The 19,376-nt window shown below is 37.0% G+C and carries 17 protein-coding genes; 6 read left to right on the top strand and 11 right to left on the bottom strand.

Going from position 1 to position 19,376, the window contains the following annotated elements; genetic code table 11:
* Positions 1 to 4: 4 nt before the first annotated feature.
* From BUB91_RS13435 to BUB91_RS13390, 10 genes are all read right to left on the bottom strand, one after another.
* Positions 5 to 3,361 carry a transglutaminase family protein gene (locus BUB91_RS13435; protein ID WP_073099810.1) on the bottom strand — a complete coding sequence of 1,119 codons (3,357 nt, stop codon included), beginning with the start codon at positions 3,359 to 3,361 and terminating at the stop codon, positions 5 to 7.
* Between the two features lie 228 nt (positions 3,362 to 3,589).
* On the bottom strand, positions 3,590 to 4,609 hold the full coding sequence (locus BUB91_RS13430) for a threonine aldolase family protein (protein ID WP_073099809.1): 1,020 nt from the start codon (positions 4,607 to 4,609) through the stop codon (positions 3,590 to 3,592).
* A 27-nt stretch (positions 4,610 to 4,636) separates the two neighbouring features.
* A complete protein-coding gene (locus BUB91_RS13425) occupies positions 4,637 to 5,446 on the bottom strand; it encodes an SDR family oxidoreductase (protein ID WP_073099808.1) in 810 nt (269 codons plus the stop codon).
* Positions 5,440 to 6,507, bottom strand: coding sequence for a type III polyketide synthase (locus BUB91_RS13420; protein ID WP_073099807.1), 1,068 nt, complete (start codon positions 6,505 to 6,507; stop codon positions 5,440 to 5,442). Before BUB91_RS13420 ends, BUB91_RS13425 begins: the two co-directional genes overlap by 7 nt.
* Positions 6,483 to 7,184, bottom strand: coding sequence for a methyltransferase domain-containing protein (locus tag BUB91_RS13415; protein WP_083557948.1), 702 nt, complete (start codon positions 7,182 to 7,184; stop codon positions 6,483 to 6,485). Before BUB91_RS13415 ends, BUB91_RS13420 begins: the two co-directional genes overlap by 25 nt.
* The gene (locus BUB91_RS13410) at positions 7,181 to 8,302 is read right to left on the bottom strand and encodes an NAD(P)/FAD-dependent oxidoreductase (RefSeq protein WP_073099805.1); all 1,122 of its coding nucleotides are present in this window, start codon (positions 8,300 to 8,302) and stop codon (positions 7,181 to 7,183) included. Before BUB91_RS13410 ends, BUB91_RS13415 begins: the two co-directional genes overlap by 4 nt.
* A 102-nt stretch (positions 8,303 to 8,404) precedes the next feature.
* Positions 8,405 to 9,109, bottom strand: a complete 705-nt coding sequence (locus BUB91_RS13405; protein WP_073099804.1) for a YiaD family glycine zipper/OmpA-like lipoprotein — start codon at positions 9,107 to 9,109, stop codon at positions 8,405 to 8,407.
* Between the two features lie 86 nt (positions 9,110 to 9,195).
* On the bottom strand, positions 9,196 to 9,678 hold the full coding sequence (locus BUB91_RS13400; protein ID WP_073099803.1) for a lipocalin family protein: 483 nt from the start codon (positions 9,676 to 9,678) through the stop codon (positions 9,196 to 9,198).
* A gap of 20 nt (positions 9,679 to 9,698) precedes the next feature.
* Positions 9,699 to 9,857 (bottom strand): DUF1328 family protein, encoded by a 159-nt coding sequence (locus tag BUB91_RS13395; RefSeq protein WP_073099802.1) that lies wholly within the window; start codon positions 9,855 to 9,857, stop codon positions 9,699 to 9,701.
* Between the two features lie 145 nt (positions 9,858 to 10,002).
* Positions 10,003 to 12,012, bottom strand: coding sequence for an alpha-ketoacid dehydrogenase subunit alpha/beta (locus BUB91_RS13390; protein ID WP_073099801.1), 2,010 nt, complete (start codon positions 12,010 to 12,012; stop codon positions 10,003 to 10,005).
* 152 nt (positions 12,013 to 12,164) lie between these two features.
* On the opposite strand from BUB91_RS13390, the gene BUB91_RS13385 reads away from it, so the two are divergent.
* The 6 genes from BUB91_RS13385 to BUB91_RS13360 all read left to right on the top strand — a co-directional run bounded on the left by BUB91_RS13385 (position 12,165) and on the right by BUB91_RS13360 (position 18,221).
* Positions 12,165 to 13,115, top strand: a complete 951-nt coding sequence (locus tag BUB91_RS13385; protein ID WP_073099882.1) for an isopenicillin N synthase family dioxygenase — start codon at positions 12,165 to 12,167, stop codon at positions 13,113 to 13,115.
* Between the two features lie 4 nt (positions 13,116 to 13,119).
* Positions 13,120 to 13,452: a translation initiation factor gene (locus tag BUB91_RS13380; RefSeq protein ID WP_073099800.1), complete on the top strand. Its 333-nt coding sequence runs from the start codon at positions 13,120 to 13,122 to the stop codon at positions 13,450 to 13,452.
* Between the two features lie 15 nt (positions 13,453 to 13,467).
* Positions 13,468 to 14,403, top strand: coding sequence for a DUF1835 domain-containing protein (locus BUB91_RS13375; RefSeq protein ID WP_073099799.1), 936 nt, complete (start codon positions 13,468 to 13,470; stop codon positions 14,401 to 14,403).
* On the top strand, positions 14,404 to 15,276 hold the full coding sequence (locus BUB91_RS13370; RefSeq protein ID WP_073099798.1) for a nucleoside phosphorylase: 873 nt from the start codon (positions 14,404 to 14,406) through the stop codon (positions 15,274 to 15,276). It begins immediately after the preceding gene.
* A 71-nt stretch (positions 15,277 to 15,347) separates the two neighbouring features.
* Positions 15,348 to 17,396: a polyphosphate kinase 1 gene (ppk1, locus tag BUB91_RS13365; RefSeq protein ID WP_073099797.1), complete on the top strand. Its 2,049-nt coding sequence runs from the start codon at positions 15,348 to 15,350 to the stop codon at positions 17,394 to 17,396.
* Between the two features lie 3 nt (positions 17,397 to 17,399).
* Entirely contained in the window at positions 17,400 to 18,221 is an 822-nt protein-coding gene (locus BUB91_RS13360; RefSeq protein WP_073099796.1) for a substrate-binding domain-containing protein, read from the top strand.
* 343 nt (positions 18,222 to 18,564) lie between these two features.
* Here BUB91_RS13360 and ung read toward each other — a convergent pair whose 3' ends face one another.
* On the bottom strand, positions 18,565 to 19,230 hold the full coding sequence (gene ung / locus BUB91_RS13355) for a uracil-DNA glycosylase (RefSeq protein WP_073099795.1): 666 nt from the start codon (positions 19,228 to 19,230) through the stop codon (positions 18,565 to 18,567).
* Positions 19,231 to 19,376: the final 146 nt, after the last annotated feature.

The following is a 19,376-nucleotide window of genomic DNA, read 5'->3' as shown; positions in this document are numbered from 1 at the left end:
GTAATTATTTCTTCCGCAAATCTAGTAAATGTGGAAATTCTGGATTTACTGGAATCTCTTTAAAATTAAATGTTTTTTCTGAAGTGGTAGATTTTAATGTGCGCCCTACCAATTTACTATCTGGCTCTTTTTCAGCATAAACCAAATTGCCTTGGGTATGCCCCATATCCCAGAATCGATTAATTCTTCTAGATTCTGCTTCAAGACTATTAATAGGATGTGTCTCGTAAGAGCGTCCTCCCGGATGCGAAACAAAATAGGTACAACCTCCTATAGAGCGTTGATTCCATAGATCTACAATGTCAAAAACCAAGGGTGTATCTACCGGAATCGTTGGATGCAATGCAGACCAAGGCTGCCAGGCTTTATAACGGACCCCTGCAACATATTCTCCTTTTACTCCTGTATTACTCAATTGTACTTTAACACCGTTACATGTAAGTACATAACGTGCGTCATTAAAGTTTGAAACTTTAATTTGCACACGCTCTAACGAAGAATCTACGTAGCGGGAAGTTCCGCCGCCGGTCATCTCTTCACCCAGAACATTCCAAGGTTCAATTGCCGCACGCAATTCAACATTCATATCTTTAATATCAACCATTCCATAAAGTGGAAAACGGAACTCAAAGAACGGATCAAACCAATCAACTTTAAACGGATATCCTGCAGCGTTGAGTTGCTCTACGATGTCTTGAATATCTTCTCGAACATAATGTTCCATCAGGAATTTATCGTGTAATTGCGTTCCCCAGCGGGTTAACTTGTGCTTATACGGCTCTTTCCAAAACCAAGAAACCAGCGTACGCACGAGTAACATTTGCATCAGACTCATTTGAGCATGTGGTGGCATATCAAAAGCTCTTAGCTCTAAAATACCCAATCTTCCTGAAGAAGAATCCGGACTGTATAATTTATCGATACAGAATTCTGCACGGTGTGTGTTACCGGTTATATCGGTCAATAAATGTCTAAACAAACGATCGGTTAACCAAAACGGTACATCTTCATCTTCGGGTATTTGATTAAAGGCAATCTCCAACTCGTATAAATTTTCTTGTCGTCCTTCGTCTATACGCGGCGCCTGACTGGTAGAGCCTATAAATCCACCAGAAAACAAATACGAAAGTCCCGGGTGATGTTGCCAGAACGTCAATAAACTGCGCAATAAATCTGGTCTGCGCAATAACGGACTATCAGCCGGACTAACCCCTCCTAAAGTCACATGGTTTCCTCCACCGGTACCGGTATGTTTGCCATCAAGCATAAACTTTTCAGTACCCAGACGACTCTTTTTTGCTTCTTCATAAAGGGTTAGCGTATTTTTAGTAAGTTCATCCCAGTTCTTCGCAGGATGCACATTTACCTCAATAACTCCAGGATCTGGCGTTACTTTCAACACTTCAAGACGGTTATCTCTTGGTGGCTCGTAGCCCTCTATAAGCACCGGAATATTCAGTTGTTTTGCAGTAGTTTCAATAGATGCTATTAAATCTATAAACGTTTCTGCATCATCTAAAGGCGGTAGAAAGAGGTAGAGTTTTTTATCGCGTACCTCAGCACATATTGCCGTACGCGCAAACGGATTTTTCTCCTTTTTATCTGCGTTATAATCAACCCTTCCATCTTTAGTTTTCGCTTTCGCGGAAGCTTTACGATTTTCCAAAGCTTCCCCATAGGGACCAAAAGGCTTGCGTTTGTCAAACAAATCGGGATCTGCTATAGGTTGAGTTTCAACCTCAGGATCTTCAATTAAAGAATTGAGCGGTAACCGAAGCCCCACAGGTGAATTCCCCGGAATCAAGAATAAATGGTTTTGTCTAAATTTCCACGGGTTTGTAACCCATTTTCCTTGAATATTAGCCAAAGGCAAAACATGCCCTATCTTTTTATCCAGACCTTGTTCTAATATTTTATTTAAACGGTTACGCACTGAAGTAACGGTATCGTCCCCTTTCATAGGATCAACATCTACTGGTAGCCTGCTCTCTTCCCACATAAAATAGAAAACATCTTCGTAAGCAGGAATAATATACTCCAGACGAATACCGAGATTGATTGCTAATTCTTGTAAAAATTGCTTAGAAATACCTTCAGGTAAGTTATATTCTTTATTGAAAGAAGCCATAAGGCTTTCATCTTTCCAAAGCGGTAAACCGTCTTTACGCCAATGAATACCTATAGACCAGCGCGGTATAGGCTCGCCGGGATACCATTTTCCCTGAGCGTGATGAAACATCCCACCACTAGCAAATTTATGTAACAATCTGGTTGATAAATCTTCAGAGAGTTTTCGCTTTTCTGGTCCGTCTGCAGCGGTATTCCACTGTTCAGATTCCATATCATCAACAGATACAAAAGTGGGTTCCCCACCCATTGTGAGACGCACATCACCGGCTTGTAATTCTTTTTCTACTTCAAAACCCAAATCATAAATCTCTTTCCACTGGTTTTCAGTATAGGGTTTTGTTACTCGCGGAGATTCAAAAATACGCGTCACCGAATTGTCAAATTCAAACTCCGTTTCGGCAGGATCAGAAAAACCGGTTACCGGTGCTGCACTTTCAAACGAAGGCGTACACGCCAATGGTATGTGACCTTCTCCTGCTAAAAGCCCGGAAGTAGAATCTAAACCAATCCATCCAGCTCCGGGAATATATACTTCTGCCCAAGCATGTAAATCTGTAAAATCTTCTTCAGGACCAGATGGACCATCCAGAGATTTTTCATCAGATTTCAACTGCACTAAATAACCCGAAACAAAACGCGCAGCCAAACCTAAATGTCGTAAAGATTGAACCAGTAACCAGGCAAAATCACGACAAGAACCTAATTTCTTCTCTAACGTTTCTTCACAAGTTTGTACACCGGGCTCCATACGAACGGTATAATTTAAGTACTCGTTAATGTGACGATTAATGCCTATTAAAAAGTAAATAGTAAGCTGCTCTGAAACGTCTATGGTTTTTAAAAACTCTTTAAGTAAGGGACCGTCATCTGTAATTTCCAGATAAGGCAATAATTCCTTTTTTAAGGATTCTTTGTATTTAAAAGGAAAATCTTCAACTGCTTCCTCAACAAAAAAATCAAACGGATTTATTGTTTTTAGATCAGCTAAAATTTCAACATCTATAGAAAGTTCGTCTGTCTTTTCAGGAAAAACCACACGAGCCAGATAGTTACCAAAAGGATCCTGCTGCCAGTTAAAAAAATGATTTTCAGGTGTTATCTTTAAGGAATACGCTTCAATAGGAGTTCTACTGTGTGGTGCCGGACGCAATCTAAAAATATGTGGAGAAAGCGAAATACGTTTGTCATATTTATATTTCGTTTTATGGGAGATTGCAACTTTTAAAGCCATAAAGAACTGGTTTTGAATATTTTTAGCACAAAAGCACTAATGGGTTAACTATATACTAAGATAGTATACCGCAAAGAAAATCAAGCACTAAGCTTTAAAAACTCCTATTTAATCATAAACTTTTAGAAAATCGATAATTTATAGGAGTTTGAGCCTTATTTCATTAATCAAAACACCATATTTATCCTAAAAGATAGCATATTGGCTTTTATTAAAGGCAGTTTAAAATTATAACTTACCTAAAAACTCTAAGAAACGAGTATGCATTTCTGCGGTATAATCATAATGTGTTACGATACGTAATTTTCCTTTTCCTAAAGCACTTATGTGAATATCTGCATCTTTCAGTTTGGCTATAAATTGAGATTCATCAACGTCTGCACGTAGTTTAAAAATCAAGATATTGGTCTCAACCGGTTCTACGTGTGCGACATCATTTATTTGGTTTAAAGCGACTGAAAGTTCCTGAGCGCGTTTGTGATCTTCTTCCATATGCTGCCAGTGATGCTCTATAGCATAAAGCCCTGAAGCTGCTGCAAAACCTACCTGTCGCATACCACCGCCCAACACTTTACGCACACGTATTGCTTTATCCATAAACTCTTTTTTACCCACAAGCACAGAGCCCATAGGTGCACCTAAGCCTTTTGATAAACACACCGAAATGGTATCAAAAGCAGCCCCGTAATCTTTAGGAGATTCATCAGTAACAACCAATGCATTCCATAAACGAGCGCCGTCTAAGTGAAGGCCTAACCCGTGGTCATCACATACTTTTCTAATTTTAAGTATTTCTCGAAAATCATAACAGGCTCCACCACCTTTATTGGTTGTGTTCTCCAAGCAAACTAAAGAAGTCAACGGACTGTGATAAAAATCAGGCGGATTGATGTTTTCTTCAACTTGATCTGCAGTGATCATACCGCGATGCCCGTCTATCAATTTACAGGAAACGCCGCTGTTAAACGAAACACCACCACCTTCATAGTTGTAAACGTGTGCATATTTATCAGCGATTAATTGTTCGCCGGGTTGCGTATGAATTTTAATCGCAGCCTGGTTGGTCATACTTCCGGTAGGAAAATACAAAGCTGAATCCATCCCAAAAAGTTCTGCTATATGTTGTTCCAGCTTGTTTACACTAGGATCTTCTTTATATACATCGTCACCCACTTCTGCAGTCATCATCGCGTCTAACATTGCGGGTGTTGGTTTTGTAACGGTATCGCTACGTAAATCAATCTTCATTATAGTATTCTATTAATTGGTTGTCAATTATCTTAAATGTTCTCCACCATCTACGGGAATTACAGCCCCGTTAATCCAGCTAGCTTCAGGCTTGCTCAATAAATACACAGCGTTAGCCACATCTTGCGGAGTTGTGAGTCGTTTTTGTGGATTGCGGACTAAGGCTTGTTCTATTAAAACGTCACTACCCGGTATGAGCTGCAAACTCTCAGTATTCGTTACTCCTGCTTGTATACAATTTGCCGTTATTTTTAAAGGAGCAAGTTCAAAAGCCAGACTTCTTACAATCGCTTCAAGAGCTGCTTTTGCTGCCGAAACGGCTGCGTAATTGGGCAAAGGTTTTGTACTTCCTTCACTGGTAAATGTGAGGATTCTTCCGTTTTCTTTAAATAGTTTTGCTTTCGCGAAAGCGCTTGCCCAATCATATAAACTTACTGCCATAGCCTCGGCTGTTAATAAAAAGTCTTTACCAGTCAAGGTTACTTCCTCTGTATTTTCTGAATAAATAGGCTTTAGATTTCCCTTTGCAATGCTGTGTAAAAGCACCAAAATTTCAGCATTCTTATCTTTAAAAAACTGAATCATCTCTGCAATAGTATCAGCATTCATTGCATCTTTATTAAAAGCCACTACCTCAACACCATCCCCTCTTAGCGATTCACAAATTGATTCAAATTCTTTGAGTTTACTTCTGCGTGTGCGGTGAATGATGCAAACATTCAAACCTTTATTTGCTAATTTTTGAGCTGATGCAAAGCCTAAACCGCTACTTCCTCCCAGAATAAGTGCCCAAGAATAAGAACCGGGTTTTGTATTGAATTCAAAGTTATTTACCATTTTAATAAAATACGTTGTGCTGAAAAACCTGGACCAAAACTAAGCATCAATCCATAATCTTCTGCAGGAATTTTTCGATTTAAAAACCGCTCCAAAACATACAACACCGTTACGCTGCTCATATTGCCATAAAGCCTCAAAACTTCTTTAGTGTCGTCTATGTTTTTTCCACGTTTTCCAAAAAGCTCTTCAACAGTCTGAACAATTTTTTTTCCACCGGGATGAAAAACAAGATTATTCACATCTGCTATCGTAATCCCATTTCGTTCTAAAAACGGATCGATAATATCAGGAAAATTAGAAGCAATCGTTTCCGGCACACTCGGATCTAAAATCATTTTTAGTCCGGTATTGGTCAACTTAAAGCCCATCATTTCTTCAGCATCAAAAAAATGATACATTCCTGTATCAACTATTTGCGGACCTTGATCTTCTTCTTTTGAAGAAAGCAAAACACAAGCACCACCATCGCCAAAAATCGCCGCGCTCACCACATTTGCCATCGAATAATCATTAAGCTGAAAAGTCGCCGTGGGACTTTCAACCGCAATAACAGCTGCTCGTTTGCCGGGATTAGCTTTTAAGAAATCATTAGCATATAAAATGCCACTAATGCCTGCCGCGCAACCCATTTCGGTAACCGGAAGCCGCGTAATATCTTGCCTTAAATTTAATTTATTAATAAGATATGCGTCCAAAGAAGGGATCATAATCCCGGTACAACTCACCGTAATTATATAATCTAAACTCTGCGCGTCCCAACCGGTTTTATCTAAAGCATCCGTAAGAGCTTGCTCCCCAAGTTTGATGACTTCGCGACTGTAAATGTCATTTTTACCCTCAAAAGAAGTCGCGGTAAAAACCTCTTCAGGAGCCATAATACTGTAGCGTTTATCAACGGCTGCATTGCTAAAAATCTTTTTAACCTTACGCACAAATCGTTCTTCCTGGCCTGCTAACCAACTATCTAAAAGAGGTAGAATATCAGGGGTTTCCCGGTGATATTTCGGTATTGCTTTAGCTACTCCTGCTATCTTTACTGCTGTTTTTCTAGAATCCATAAATATCGGAAAGCCCAGCGCCATTTTAATTTATAAGACTCTAGCGGAAGCTTTTGGGTAAAAGTTAATAATTCGTTTTTTGTAAATGCTCTTTTGATAGAAATTAAACCATCATGTCGCGCAATATGCGTCTTCATAAACACAGTGCTGAAGACTTTAAATAAGACGTAAGCAATGCGGCTTCGTTGCAAATCGTTGATGACGACACCTAATTTTGAAATGGAAAGAAACTGTTTTAAAAAAGCTTCAATCTCCACGTCTGTAAAATGATGCATCGTAAGTGTCGAAGTAAAAACATCACAACCGAAGCCGTCTTGATTCAATTCTAAAATGTCTTTTTGCAGGTATTCTATTTCGGGGTAATCTACAGATTTAGATTTTGCTAATGCAATACTTATTTCGTTTAGATCTAATCCTAAAAGTTGAAAATCAAGCTTCATTTTTCTGGCATAGTCTGCTATTTTTCGAAGCATTGCGCCATCTCCACAACCCAAATCCACTATACTGTATGTTTTCTGCGGAAACTTCCCTGTAAAATGTTTGATACCATCTATGGTGACCTGTTGACCACCCAGATAACGATTTACCAGAGTCACGTCTTTTAATGCTGCTTGCAAGCGATCTTCATCCAACTTGGGATCGTCCATCAACTCAGGGATAAGGCTTCTCGTTTTCAAAGGCTAACCGGTTTTCCGTGAGTAGATTCTATTAACTTATCCATCATAAACGGGAAACTTTGCAAAGCTTTTAAAGAATAGTTTGTTATTGTTTTATTTTGTAGAATACCTTGCAAGACCCTGCCAGTTCTAAGTCTGGAGGTAAATTCTGCATTCCATTTTTTAGAATAATTATTTTCGAGTTGATTTCTGTTTTGCTTAGCCTGCTCATATTCTATAATGCATTCTGAAAGAATCTTGGCGCCTACAACCGCCATTGCCATCCCGTTACCACAAAGTGGATGTATAAGTCCGGCACTGTCACCGCACATTAAAACGTGATTTTCTATGAGCTGTTTTTGCTGAAAAGAAACCTGACTGATGCTTAGCGGCTTTTCAAAAAGTGGGTTTGCGTCTGAAAAAAAAGCTTCTAAATATGGATTTTTTCTTAAAACTTGATATTGAAAATTCTCAAGGTTTCCCCATTTTTTAAAGGCATCCAAATGTGTGAGGTAACAAGCATTCACCCGGTTATCTTCAACCTGAGAAATGCCACAATAACCTCCTTCAAAATTATGAAGTTGTACAGTTCGCTTATCAATTTCAGCATTATAATGCATCTTAACGCCTAACCACGGACTTTTCTTTTGTATAAATTTCCGCGAAAGCGAAATATCAAGATTAGACCGTTTGCCATAAGTGCCTATAACCAGATCAGCTTTATACAGCGTATTATCCTGTGTTTTTATTGTGAAATATTCATCAAAATCAACAGACTCTACTGTTTTAAAAATGAATTGACAACCGACTTCCTTTGCAACTTCTGTCATTTTTGAATCTAACGTATATCTACTGATTCCAAAACCTCCAAGTGGCAATGCAGCTTTTATGTTTTTTCCTTCAGAAGTTGTAAAGTGAAGATCTGATATTGATACAGCTCCCCAATCACAAGGATTAACCTCCAGTTTTTGCCAATACGGGAGAATTTCATTAGATAGGTATTCCCCGCAAACCTTGTGTTTAGGACACCTTTCTTTCTCAAAAACCTGAATAGCATATCCGGCTTTTTTGAGATGTATGGCTGCGGTGAGTCCGGCGAGACCACCACCCAGTATTGCAATATTTAGGTTCTTTTTCAAAGCTGTTTGAAGATACTAAATAAAGCCCATAAAAAAACTCCTTACAATTGATATAGCAAGGAGTTTTCATCTCAATTAATCTTCCTAAAAAGAAAATTAAATTTATTGACCTTCACCAGCCTCTTGTTTAGCTTCGTTTACCATCTCTTGGTTAGGCACAATTGCTAAAGTTACACGACGGTTTTTAGAACGTCCTTCTGCTGTTTCGTTAGTATATTTTGGTTGTTCTTCACCATACCATTGTGTGGTAAATCTACCAGCCGAAATACCATGACTAGATAAATAATTTGTTACAGCCTGAGCTCTATTCTTAGAAAGCGTCATATTATATTCTGCAGAGCCAGTACTGTCTGTATGACCTACAACCAATACATTCGTCTGAGGATATTCAGCCATTACTTTTGCAAGACCATTCAACGTTTGTTGAGAGGCTGAATTCACATCATATTTATTAGTAGCAAAGTAAACACCACTATTCTCATCAAAATTCACGATAATTCCATCATCAACACGCTCAACTTCTGCACCTGGAATTTCTTCCTCGATACGTTGTGCCTGCTTATCCATTTTTTTACCGATAACATTACCGGCAACACCACCTACAACACCACCTATAACCGCACCTAGTTCACCACCATCGCCTTTTTTGCCAACGTTATTACCAATTACAGCTCCTAAAATCGCACCACCTGCAGCTCCTATTACAGAACCTTTTTGCTGATTGTTTGCATTTTTGGTCGCTTCACAACTGGTAAGTAATGTAATGGCTACAGCCAAAACAGAAACATTTTTAAGTATAGTTTTCATAATTGTCTTTTATTTAAATTTTAAAATTAAAATATGCTATCAAAATAAGCTCATAGACTTAAAACGAAAGCATATTTTAGTTTAAATTATTCTGAAATTTTAGAGAAATTCATTACGATTGTAAATGGTTTTCCATCAACCTGAACAGTTTGAGTAAACGTCAATTCATTGTCTGACAAATAATTGATATTTAGACGAAAGCCTGCATTATTCATTGTAGATTTCATCTTCTCGTTTGTTGGCTTTAAAAGAATATCGTAAGAAGTTGCATTCTCTTGATCAGGAATACTCCACACAAAATAACGCTTTCCTAAAGTACAACTACCGTCGGTGATCTCATAATTACCAAAATTATTATTTGGTATAAACCTCCAAGTACTACCTACAAGGCATTCTGAAGATGCATCTCCAAAAAGAGTAACATCATAAACACCGGGAGCATTATTATAATTGATATTATCTAAATTCCAATATCCTTTAAGAGTCTTTCTAGATTCTTTTACCACTTTACTGGTACCACAAGAAACTAAAAACACGCTTAATAAAAGTACGCTTAATATACGCTTCATAATTGATTTTAATTAAGTTATTATCTAAATAATCTTGAAAGAAGGCTGATCAAAAATAATACTATAAAGATGAAAAAAAGAATTTTTGCAATACTCTCTGCACCAGATGCAATTCCACCAAATCCGAAAATTGCTGCTATTATTGCAATAACGATAAATATAACAGTCCACTTTAACATAATTCTAAATTTTATTGGTTAGTAATGATTCAAAACTACTCAGAACCTACACTTGATTTTTTAGAATTAATAGTGTTTAACTCACCGCTGTTAAATACAGTTAACGAAAAACCTTGCCAAACCCTTTTTCAATAAAATTTTAACATTAATAAGCTAATAGATTTTTGAGTGCCTCTGCTAATTCGCCTTTAGCTAAGTACTGTTTCTCAAGGATTTGAGCAAAGGGAATAGGCGTATCTAAACTAGAAAGTCTTTTTACTGGTGCATCTAAATATTCAAAGTATTCCTCTGCGATATAAGCCGAAATATCAGCCATCACATTACCAAAACTAGAATCTTCAGTAAGCAATAAAACCTTTCCTGTTTTTATTACCGAAGCTCTTATAGCTTCATAATCTAAAGGACACAAAGTGCGTAAATCAATTAAGTCTACCTCCCATTCCGGATGTGATTTTAAAAGTTCCAAACACCAATGCACAGGTGCGCCGTAGGTAATAATTGAAGCTTTACTTCCACTCTTTAATAAAGCTGCTTTACCTAATGGAATCGTATAATAGAAATCTGGTACTTCTTCATAGATGGTTCTGTACAATGCTTTATGTTCAAAAAATAAAACAGGATTAGGATCTTCAATTGATGCAGCCAATAATCCTTTTGCATCTGAAGGAAAAGCAGGATAAACCACTTTTAATCCCGGAGTGTGCGTAAACCAGGCCTCGTTTGTCTGACTGTGAAAAGGACCTGCTCCTACTCCCGCACCACAAGGCATTCTGATTACAACATCGGCGTGCTGCCCCCAACGGTAATATGACTTTGCGAGATAGTTTACTATAGGATTAAAACCGCTACTTACAAAATCTGCAAACTGCATTTCTACAATAGCTTTAAACCCGTTTATTGAAAGTCCCATCGCCGTTTCAATAATTGCCGACTCACAAATAGGTGTATTACGTATACGCTCTTTACCGTATTTCTCTACAAAACCCTGAGTGATTTTAAAGACTCCGCCGTATTCAGCAACATCCTGTCCCATCAAAACCAGATTTTGGTGACGCTCAAAACTCAAATCCAACGCACTTGAGATCGCATCAATAAATCGAATATTTGTCTGTCGAGTATTTTCAGGATTTGCCAGCTTTAAATCAAAAGGAGCAAAAACATCTTTAAGTTCGCTTTCTAAGTTTGCTGCTATTTCAGGCTCTTCAGAGGTGGTTTTGTAAGCTAAATCAATTTCATCGTTTATACGTTGAATAATTGAATCGTGAGCATTTTCAGTTAAAATTCCTTGCTCTAATAAATAAGTTTTATAATTCTCAATAGGGTCTAATGCAGCCCAGTAGTTCATTAAATCTTCAGGCACATATTTAGTTCCGCTGGCTTCTTCATGACCCCGCATTCTAAACGTTTTTAATTCCACCAAAACCGGGCGGGGATTTTCACGCATAGAAGTTGCTAATCGTTTTATTTCTGAAAAAACCTCCAAAATATTGTTACCATCTATACTATGACTTTCTATTCCATAGGCCAGTCCACGGTCTGCTAGATTCTTACAGCGATACTGTTCTGAAGTAGGCGTCGAAAGTCCATAACCATTATTCTCAATACAAAAAAATACCGGTAAATCCCAAACCGAAGCTACATTTAATGCCTCATGAAAATCACCTTCACTCGTACCTCCTTCACCCGTAAAAACAGCTGTAATCTTCTTTTCTGAACGTAATTTATGAGCCAATGCTATTCCATCTGCAACACCTAGTTGAGGCCCCAAATGCGAAATCATACCAATAATTTTATACTGCTGCGTTCCGAAATGAAAACTGCGATCCCTACCTTTCGTAAAACCATTGGCTTTACCCTGCCACTGACTAAACAATCGAGCTAGCGGAACTCCCCTCGAAGTAAAAACCCCAAGATTGCGATGCATTGGCAGAATATATTCGTCTTCCTCTAAAGCTTGAGTTACTCCAACGGCAATAGCTTCTTGGCCTATACCGCTAAACCACTTTGATATTTTTCCTTGACGCAGCAAAATGAGCATTTTCTCTTCTATCAATCTAGGTTTCAATAAAGCTTCATATAAATTTAAAAGCTGCTTATCCTCTAAATCTCTTCGATTAAAATTGAGTTGCGAAATTCTAAAAGAATGGTTTGACATAATTTAAATTAGATAGATTAAATTTAGTTAAATTGATCTACCTGTTTATGAAGTATTCAATTTTCCGCATTATTTTTAGTACTCTTTAAAATAAGAAGCGGGTTAAATTTGATATATTTGATTACTTGAATAAAATTGAACCCTTAATTGTTATGAATACGATTCCCAGTGTAGATCTTTCAGATTTTTTAAGCGAAGACCCCGCACAAAAACAAAAATTTGTTGATGAAATAGGTAAAGCCTACGAAGAGATAGGTTTTGTTTCGCTAAAAAATCATTTTCTGAATGATGCTCTAGTTGACAATTTGTATACAGAAGTAAAAGCGTTTTTTGACCTTCCTGAAGACACTAAGCAAGCTTATGAGATAGAAGGCCTTGGCGGTCAGCGTGGTTATATTTCTTTTGGAAAAGAACATGCAAAAGGAAAAAAAGAAGGTGACTTAAAAGAGTTTTGGCATTTTGGTCAAGAGCCTGATGCAGACGCAAATCTAATTGAAGAATACCCTGAAAATGTTCAGATAAAAGAATTGAAGGATTTCAACTCAACGGGGATGGAAGCTTATAGAATGCTCGAAAAAACAGGTATTTATGTTTTAAGGGCCTTGTCTTTATATTTAGGTCTTGACGAATTTTACTTTGACAAATGGGCCAGAAATGGAAACAGTATTTTACGTCCCATTCATTACCCGCCAATTACTGAGGAGCCAAAAGGCGCTGTACGTGCCGGAGCTCATGGCGATATCAACCTGATTACGCTTCTTATGGGAGCATCTTCAGGAGGCTTGCAAGTTTTGCGTAATGATGGCGAGTGGATTGATGCTATTCCTAATGAAGACGAACTCGTAATAAACGTTGGCGATATGTTAGAGCGCCACACCAATAATAAACTAAGATCAACCATTCATCGGGTTGTAAATCCTCCTAAAGAAGAGTGGGACACACCGCGATACTCTATCCCATTCTTTATGCATCCGCGCAGCGAAATGCCGCTTAATTGCTTAGAAGAATGCATTGACGCCGATCATCCAAAAGCATATCCTGATATTACTGCAGGAGAATTTTTACACCAACGACTTGTTGAAATAGGCTTGATCAAAAAATAATTTAATGGACTTACAAGACCAGTTAAAAAACCTTTTTCCAGACCATGAACCTGAACCTTCTGAAAACACAGAAGATGCTAACGACCTTGGTATTTGGATGCAAGAAGATCCGCTTATCTGTAAGTATGAAAAACGCAAAGGAAAACCCATCACAATAATTGAAGGATATACCGGCGCAGATTCAGATTTTAAAATTCTGTCTAAAGAGCTTAAGAAAATGTTGGGTGTAGGGGGAAGTTTTAAAAAAGAAAAAATAATCATTCAAGGAGATTACCGCGATAAAATCATGTCTTTTCTAAAAGACAAAGGGTTTAAGGTAAAACGTGTAGGAGGATAATTTAAGCTCAAAATCATGGGGGATAATACGTTGCACATTACAAATGGTGATAGTCTTACCGAACGATTAGATTCTTTAGAACTAGATGGTGATCTCGTCATTTGGCGCGAAATGCTTTGTGAAGGCCCCACTCTAAAAGAAGTCGGTTCGCAAGCATTTATAGATGCTCGTAAAACGTTTTTTAAAGACACATATAATATCCCTGCAGACGATTATGAGAACAAGTTTGTTTCTGAGCTCAAAAAACTTTCAGAGCTAAATACTTATGATGAAGTTATACTTTGGTTTGAGTTTGATCTGTTTTGCCACATTAACATGCTTGCTGCGATAAGCTATCTTATACAGCAAAAAAACACAATGCCTATTTATATTGTTTGCAGCGGTTGGGTAAAAGGTGAAGCGCAGTTAAAAGCTTTATCAGAACTTACAGATGAGCAACTTGTAACACATTACGAGAAGAAAATTCAACTTGCTCCAGAAGATTTAAAAGTTGCATATCATATTTGGCAATTGTATTGTGATGAAAAACCTATTGAGCTTAAAGCTGAAATCAAAAAAAGCTCAAACTTTAAATATCTTTCGAGCTGTATCCGTGCTCATATTGAGCGATTCCCTAATAAAGACACAGGCTTAAACAGTTTGGAGACTAATATTTTAAAACTGATTGATTTATACGATATAAGCTCAGTTAAACAACTGTGTGGCTATGCGTTAAATCATCAAGGTTATTATGGATATGGCGATTTACAAGTCAACCGAATGATCAAAGCACTTAAACCGTTTTTTAGAATGAAAGGGGGCCAATTAGTACTCAATACAAAAGGTAAGAATGTGCTTGACGGTTCTGAAAATTACTACGATACTTTAAAAGATGATTCTTCGTACGGTGGCACACATAAATATTCCTTTTTATACAACCCTGCGAGTCACGAACTTATTAAACACAGCTAAATGACGCTGGCACCTTCTGAACTTATTCTCAATAAAGATAGAAGCATTTACCACCTTCATCTATTACCGGAACAAATTGCTGACACAATTATCACTGTAGGTGATCCTGATCGGGTTGAATCAGTAACAAAGCATTTTGATACCATTGAATTTTCAACTCAAAAAAGAGAGTTTAAAACGCAAACCGGATCATTTAAAGGAAAGCGGCTAACCGTAATTTCTACAGGAATTGGTACCGATAACATTGATATCGTTCTTAACGAATTAGATGCTTTAGCAAATATTGATTTTGAAACCCGAAGCATTAAAAAAGAATTGATATCTCTTAATATCATTAGACTAGGTACGAGCGGTTCTATTCAGCAGCAAATTCCTGTTGATTCTATTTTAATCAGTAAAAAAGCTTTGGGTTTTGATGCGCTTTTACACTTTTATAAGAATGAATCCCTAAGAGATCTTGCTTTTGAAAATGCATTTGTAGAGCATACAAATTGGAGTCCAGAAAAAAGCAAACCCTACTGTATTTCAGCTAATCAAGAGTTATTCAAACACTTTAAGGAAGAAAATATTTTCTCTGGAATAACTGCTACTAACATAGGATTTTACGGTCCACAAGGCAGAAAACTGCGTCTCAAAACACAAGACACTCAAATGAATAAAAAGCTGGAAAGCTTTTCTTATTCAGGCGAATCTATAACGAATCTCGAAATGGAAACTTCAGGGATTTATGGCTTAAGTCTTTTACTAGGCCATAAAGCAATCTCTATAAATGCAATTTTGGCAAACCGCACAAAAGAAACCTTCAGTAAAAACCCTTCAAAAATTGTTGAAGATATGATTGTGTGGGCACTAGATCGCATTGCTATTCTCTAATCTTCTTTTAACAAAAGCTTAATTCAGGCCGTTAAAGCCTTTCGTATTTTTGGGAAAAACCTAGACTACTTATGGAAATAGACTTGGCTGATAATTTAAAACACAGGGATTTAAACTGGCTTAGTTTTAATGCCCGTGTTTTACAAGAAGCGCAAGATAAAGAGCACAACCCGCTTTATGAGCGTATAAAATTTTTAGCCATTTATTCTTCTAATTTAGATGAATATTTTCGTGTTCGCGTAAGTCAGCTCAGACAGATGAAACGGGTAGAAAAAAGCATCCGTAAAAAATTAGCCCTTAGGCCTAATAAGACTGTCAAAGAAATTCTTGCCATAGTAAAAGAACAACAAGAAGAATTTGGCAGAATTTATAATGAAGAGATCATCCCTGAACTTGCTGAAAATAATATCGTGCTGGTTCCTTCAGAAAAGTATACTAATATTCAGGCGCAATTGGCTAACATTTGGTTTATTGCTCATATTAAAAATAATCTTGAAACAATAGTTGTTGATCTTTCTAAAGACAAAGAGATTTTCCTTGAAAATCAGGTACTGTATTTCTGTGTAACTTTCACAGATGCTAAGAAACTAGGTTTTGTAAAAATACCAACAGATACTAATGAACGCTTTGTAGATCTTGGCAAAGTTAAGGAGACTTATAACATCACTTTTTTAGATGATATTATTCGGTATGAAATCGATAATATTTTCAATTCTGAAACTATTGAAGGTGTTTACGAGATCAAACTATCTCGTGATGCAGAGCTTTATATTGATGATGAGCTAGACGGAATTCTTGCAGAACGTATTTACAAATCATTAGAGCAAAGACTAGAGGGCCAACCTACTCGCTTACTTTACGATGCATCTATGCCTAAACCGGCAGCGAAACGCTTGCGGAAATTATTGAATCTAGGAAAAATAGATATGATGCCCGGTGGAAGGTATCATAATTTTAATGACTTTTTTAAATTCCCTGATCCTACTAAAAATGAAGCTTTGCATTATGACAAAAAACCGTTTATCAAACATCGTGAGCTCGAAAAATCAACAAACTTTTTTGAAACTATTCAGCAGAAAGATCAGTTGGTGCACTTTCCATTCATGTCTTTCAACTATGTAGAACAATTGGTTGAGCAAGCTGCCAATGATGCCGCAGTAACGCAGATAAAAATCTCTTTATATCGCGTCGCAGATGAATCTATCTTAACCACATCTCTTTTAAAAGCAATAGAAAACGGAAAGCAAGTCACCATTTTTATTGAAGCTAAAGCTCGTTTTGACGAAGAAAATAATATTACCTGGGGTCGAAAATTTGAAGAAAAGGGTGCGCGTGTAATTTACAGTTATCCACGTATAAAAGTTCATTCAAAAATACTGATGATTGTACGTGAAGAAGGAAAATCAAGACGTTATGCTTATATAGGCACAGGAAACTTTAATGGAGAAACCTCTAAAATATATTGCGATCACGGATTATTTACGGCACATAAAAAAATTACTAAAGAACTTGAACGCGTTTTTAGAGTTTTGGAAGGCGAACTGATAATACCAAGAAATAAACATTTACTGATTTCACCATTTACTACCAGAAGATCATTTGAGAATCTCATTCATAATGAGATAGAAGCAGCACAGGCTGGTAAAAAAGCGCAAATCATTGCAAAGATGAACAGCCTGGAAGATCCAGACATGATTCAGTTGCTATACAAAGCCAGTCAGACCGGTGTAAAAATTCGTATGATTGTACGCGGTTTCACAAGCTTAATTCCCGGCGTTAAAGGCCTCAGTGACAACATTTATATGACTTCTATAATAGATAGGTATTTGGAGCACGGTCGTATTTATTTATTTCATAACAGTGGCGATGAGCAAATGTATATAGGCTCAGCAGACTGGATGACCCGTAATTTAGACCGTCGTATTGAGGTGCTTACTCCCATTTATGATCAAGATTTATTTTCAGAATTAAAAGAAATTTTAGAACTACAACTAGCAGATAATACTAAAGCTCGCATACAAGATGAGGCTGAATCAAACAATTATATAGAAAAAGAGCCTGGAGAAAAAGCTATTCGTTCACAATATGCTATTTATGAGTATTTAAAATCTAAAAATTAAAGTATGACCACATTAAGAATAGGCGGTGTGCCAGAGCATTTTAACCTACCTATCCATTTATGTATAGAAGAAGGGCTTTTTGCTGAAAAAGGCATTCACGTAGAATGGGTAGAATTTCCCGGGGGAACCGGAGCTATGAATGCTGCTTTGCGTAGCGATGAAATTGACCTTGCGGTCATCTTAACAGAAGGAATCATCAAAGATATCGACAACGGTAATCCATCTAGCATAGTGCAAAACTATGTATCCAGTTCTTTAATTTGGGGAGTTCATGTAGCTCAAAATAGTAGTTTTCAAACCATTGAAGACCTAAAAAACAGTAGACCTGCAATTAGCAGGTATGGTTCAGGAAGTCATACTATGGCTTACATTCAAGCCGAACAACTAGGATGGAACACTTCAGAAATTGAATGCGTAGTTGTAAATAATATAGATACTGCTGTTGAAGCACTTACTGCCGGAGAAGCAGAGTATTTTATGTGGGAACATTTCACAACCAAACCATTAGTCGATAAAAAAATCTTTAGACGTGTAAGTGATTTTCCTACACCTTGGTCAAGTTTTGTAATTGCAGCAACCGACAAATACAAAGCGAATCACTCCACAACTATCAATAAATTTCTCGAAGTATTGAATGAAAAAACAAAGAACTTTAAGCTTCTTAACCGCATTGAACACTTACTTTCTGAGCGGTATGAACAAAAGCTAGAAGACATAAAAAAATGGTTGTTATTAACTACTTGGTCACAAGAACAATTACCTCAAGAAGAAATTAATTTGGTAAAAAAACACCTGTCTAAACTCAAATCTATCGATAAAAAGTAGTTTTATTTTATTTATTTAACTCACAATTAATGAAAGATTTACAAATATTTTGGCATTTACATCAAAAAAAATGTTCAATTTTACCCCAAATTAATCAAACAATCAAAATTATTGAACAATGGTTACATTTTTTAGTATTTTGGGCGTCTTGTTAATCATTAATTTTTTGTTATTTAAATTTAGTGTTGCAGGTGGACCCGTGACTGAAAAGTCACAAAAGCATGTAACCCCTAAACAATCAACCTTGACTCGGCAAATAGCTTTTAACAAAGCTTCTTAAGTCGACCTCAAATCAAACCTAACAAAAGCGACTCTACCCTTAAATAGAGTCGCTTTTTTATTGTTACCAGTCGATGGTTTTCTCCCCTAAATCTTCCAGATATTTATTTGCCTCACTAAAATGCTTATTACCGAACCAATAACCTCTATTAGCACTTAAGGGCGAAGGGTGACCGCTAGTCAAAATAAGGTGCTTAGCAGTGTCTATCTTTTTAATTTTCTTTTTAGCATAACCGCCCCAGAGCATAAACACCACACCCTCTCGTTTTTCAGAAACCAGCTCTATAACCCGGTCTGTAAAAATTTCCCACCCCTTATGCTGATGAGAACCGGCCTCGTGAGCTCTAACTGTAAGCGTCGCGTTCAGTAATAAAACGCCTTGCTTTGCCCAACGTTCTAAATTACCAGAATCTGGATTAGGCTTCTCTAAATCAGCTTCTATTTCTTTAAAAATGTTCACTAAAGAAGGCGGCGTTTTAATTCCTTCAGGTACCGAAAAACACAAACCGTGAGCTTGACCGGGACCATGGTAGGGGTCTTGTCCTAAAATCACCACTTTTACAGCTTCAAAAGTGCAAAGATCAAAGGCTTTAAAAATGTCTTTCCCTTTAGGATAACACCTAAAAGATGTGTACTCTTCTTTAACAAATTGTATTAGTGATTTAAAATACGGTTTATCAAATTCTTCGGTTAATACAGCTTTCCAGCTGGGATCTATGTCAACGTTCATGAATGTCTTAAATTTGCTTTTCTTTAAAAATATGGAGAACTATTATAAAGATCAAAATAGCATTTTGTAAACTGTTATTTTAATTTCTTTATCTAAAATTTCACAAATCAATTTAAAACTAAAGAACCTTAGTTTTCGCCTTAAAA

It is taken from the genome of Leeuwenhoekiella marinoflava DSM 3653 (assembly GCF_900129005.1).
Taxonomy (GTDB): domain Bacteria; phylum Bacteroidota; class Bacteroidia; order Flavobacteriales; family Flavobacteriaceae; genus Leeuwenhoekiella; species Leeuwenhoekiella marinoflava.
This window is presented reverse-complemented; position numbering and strand designations above follow the sequence as displayed.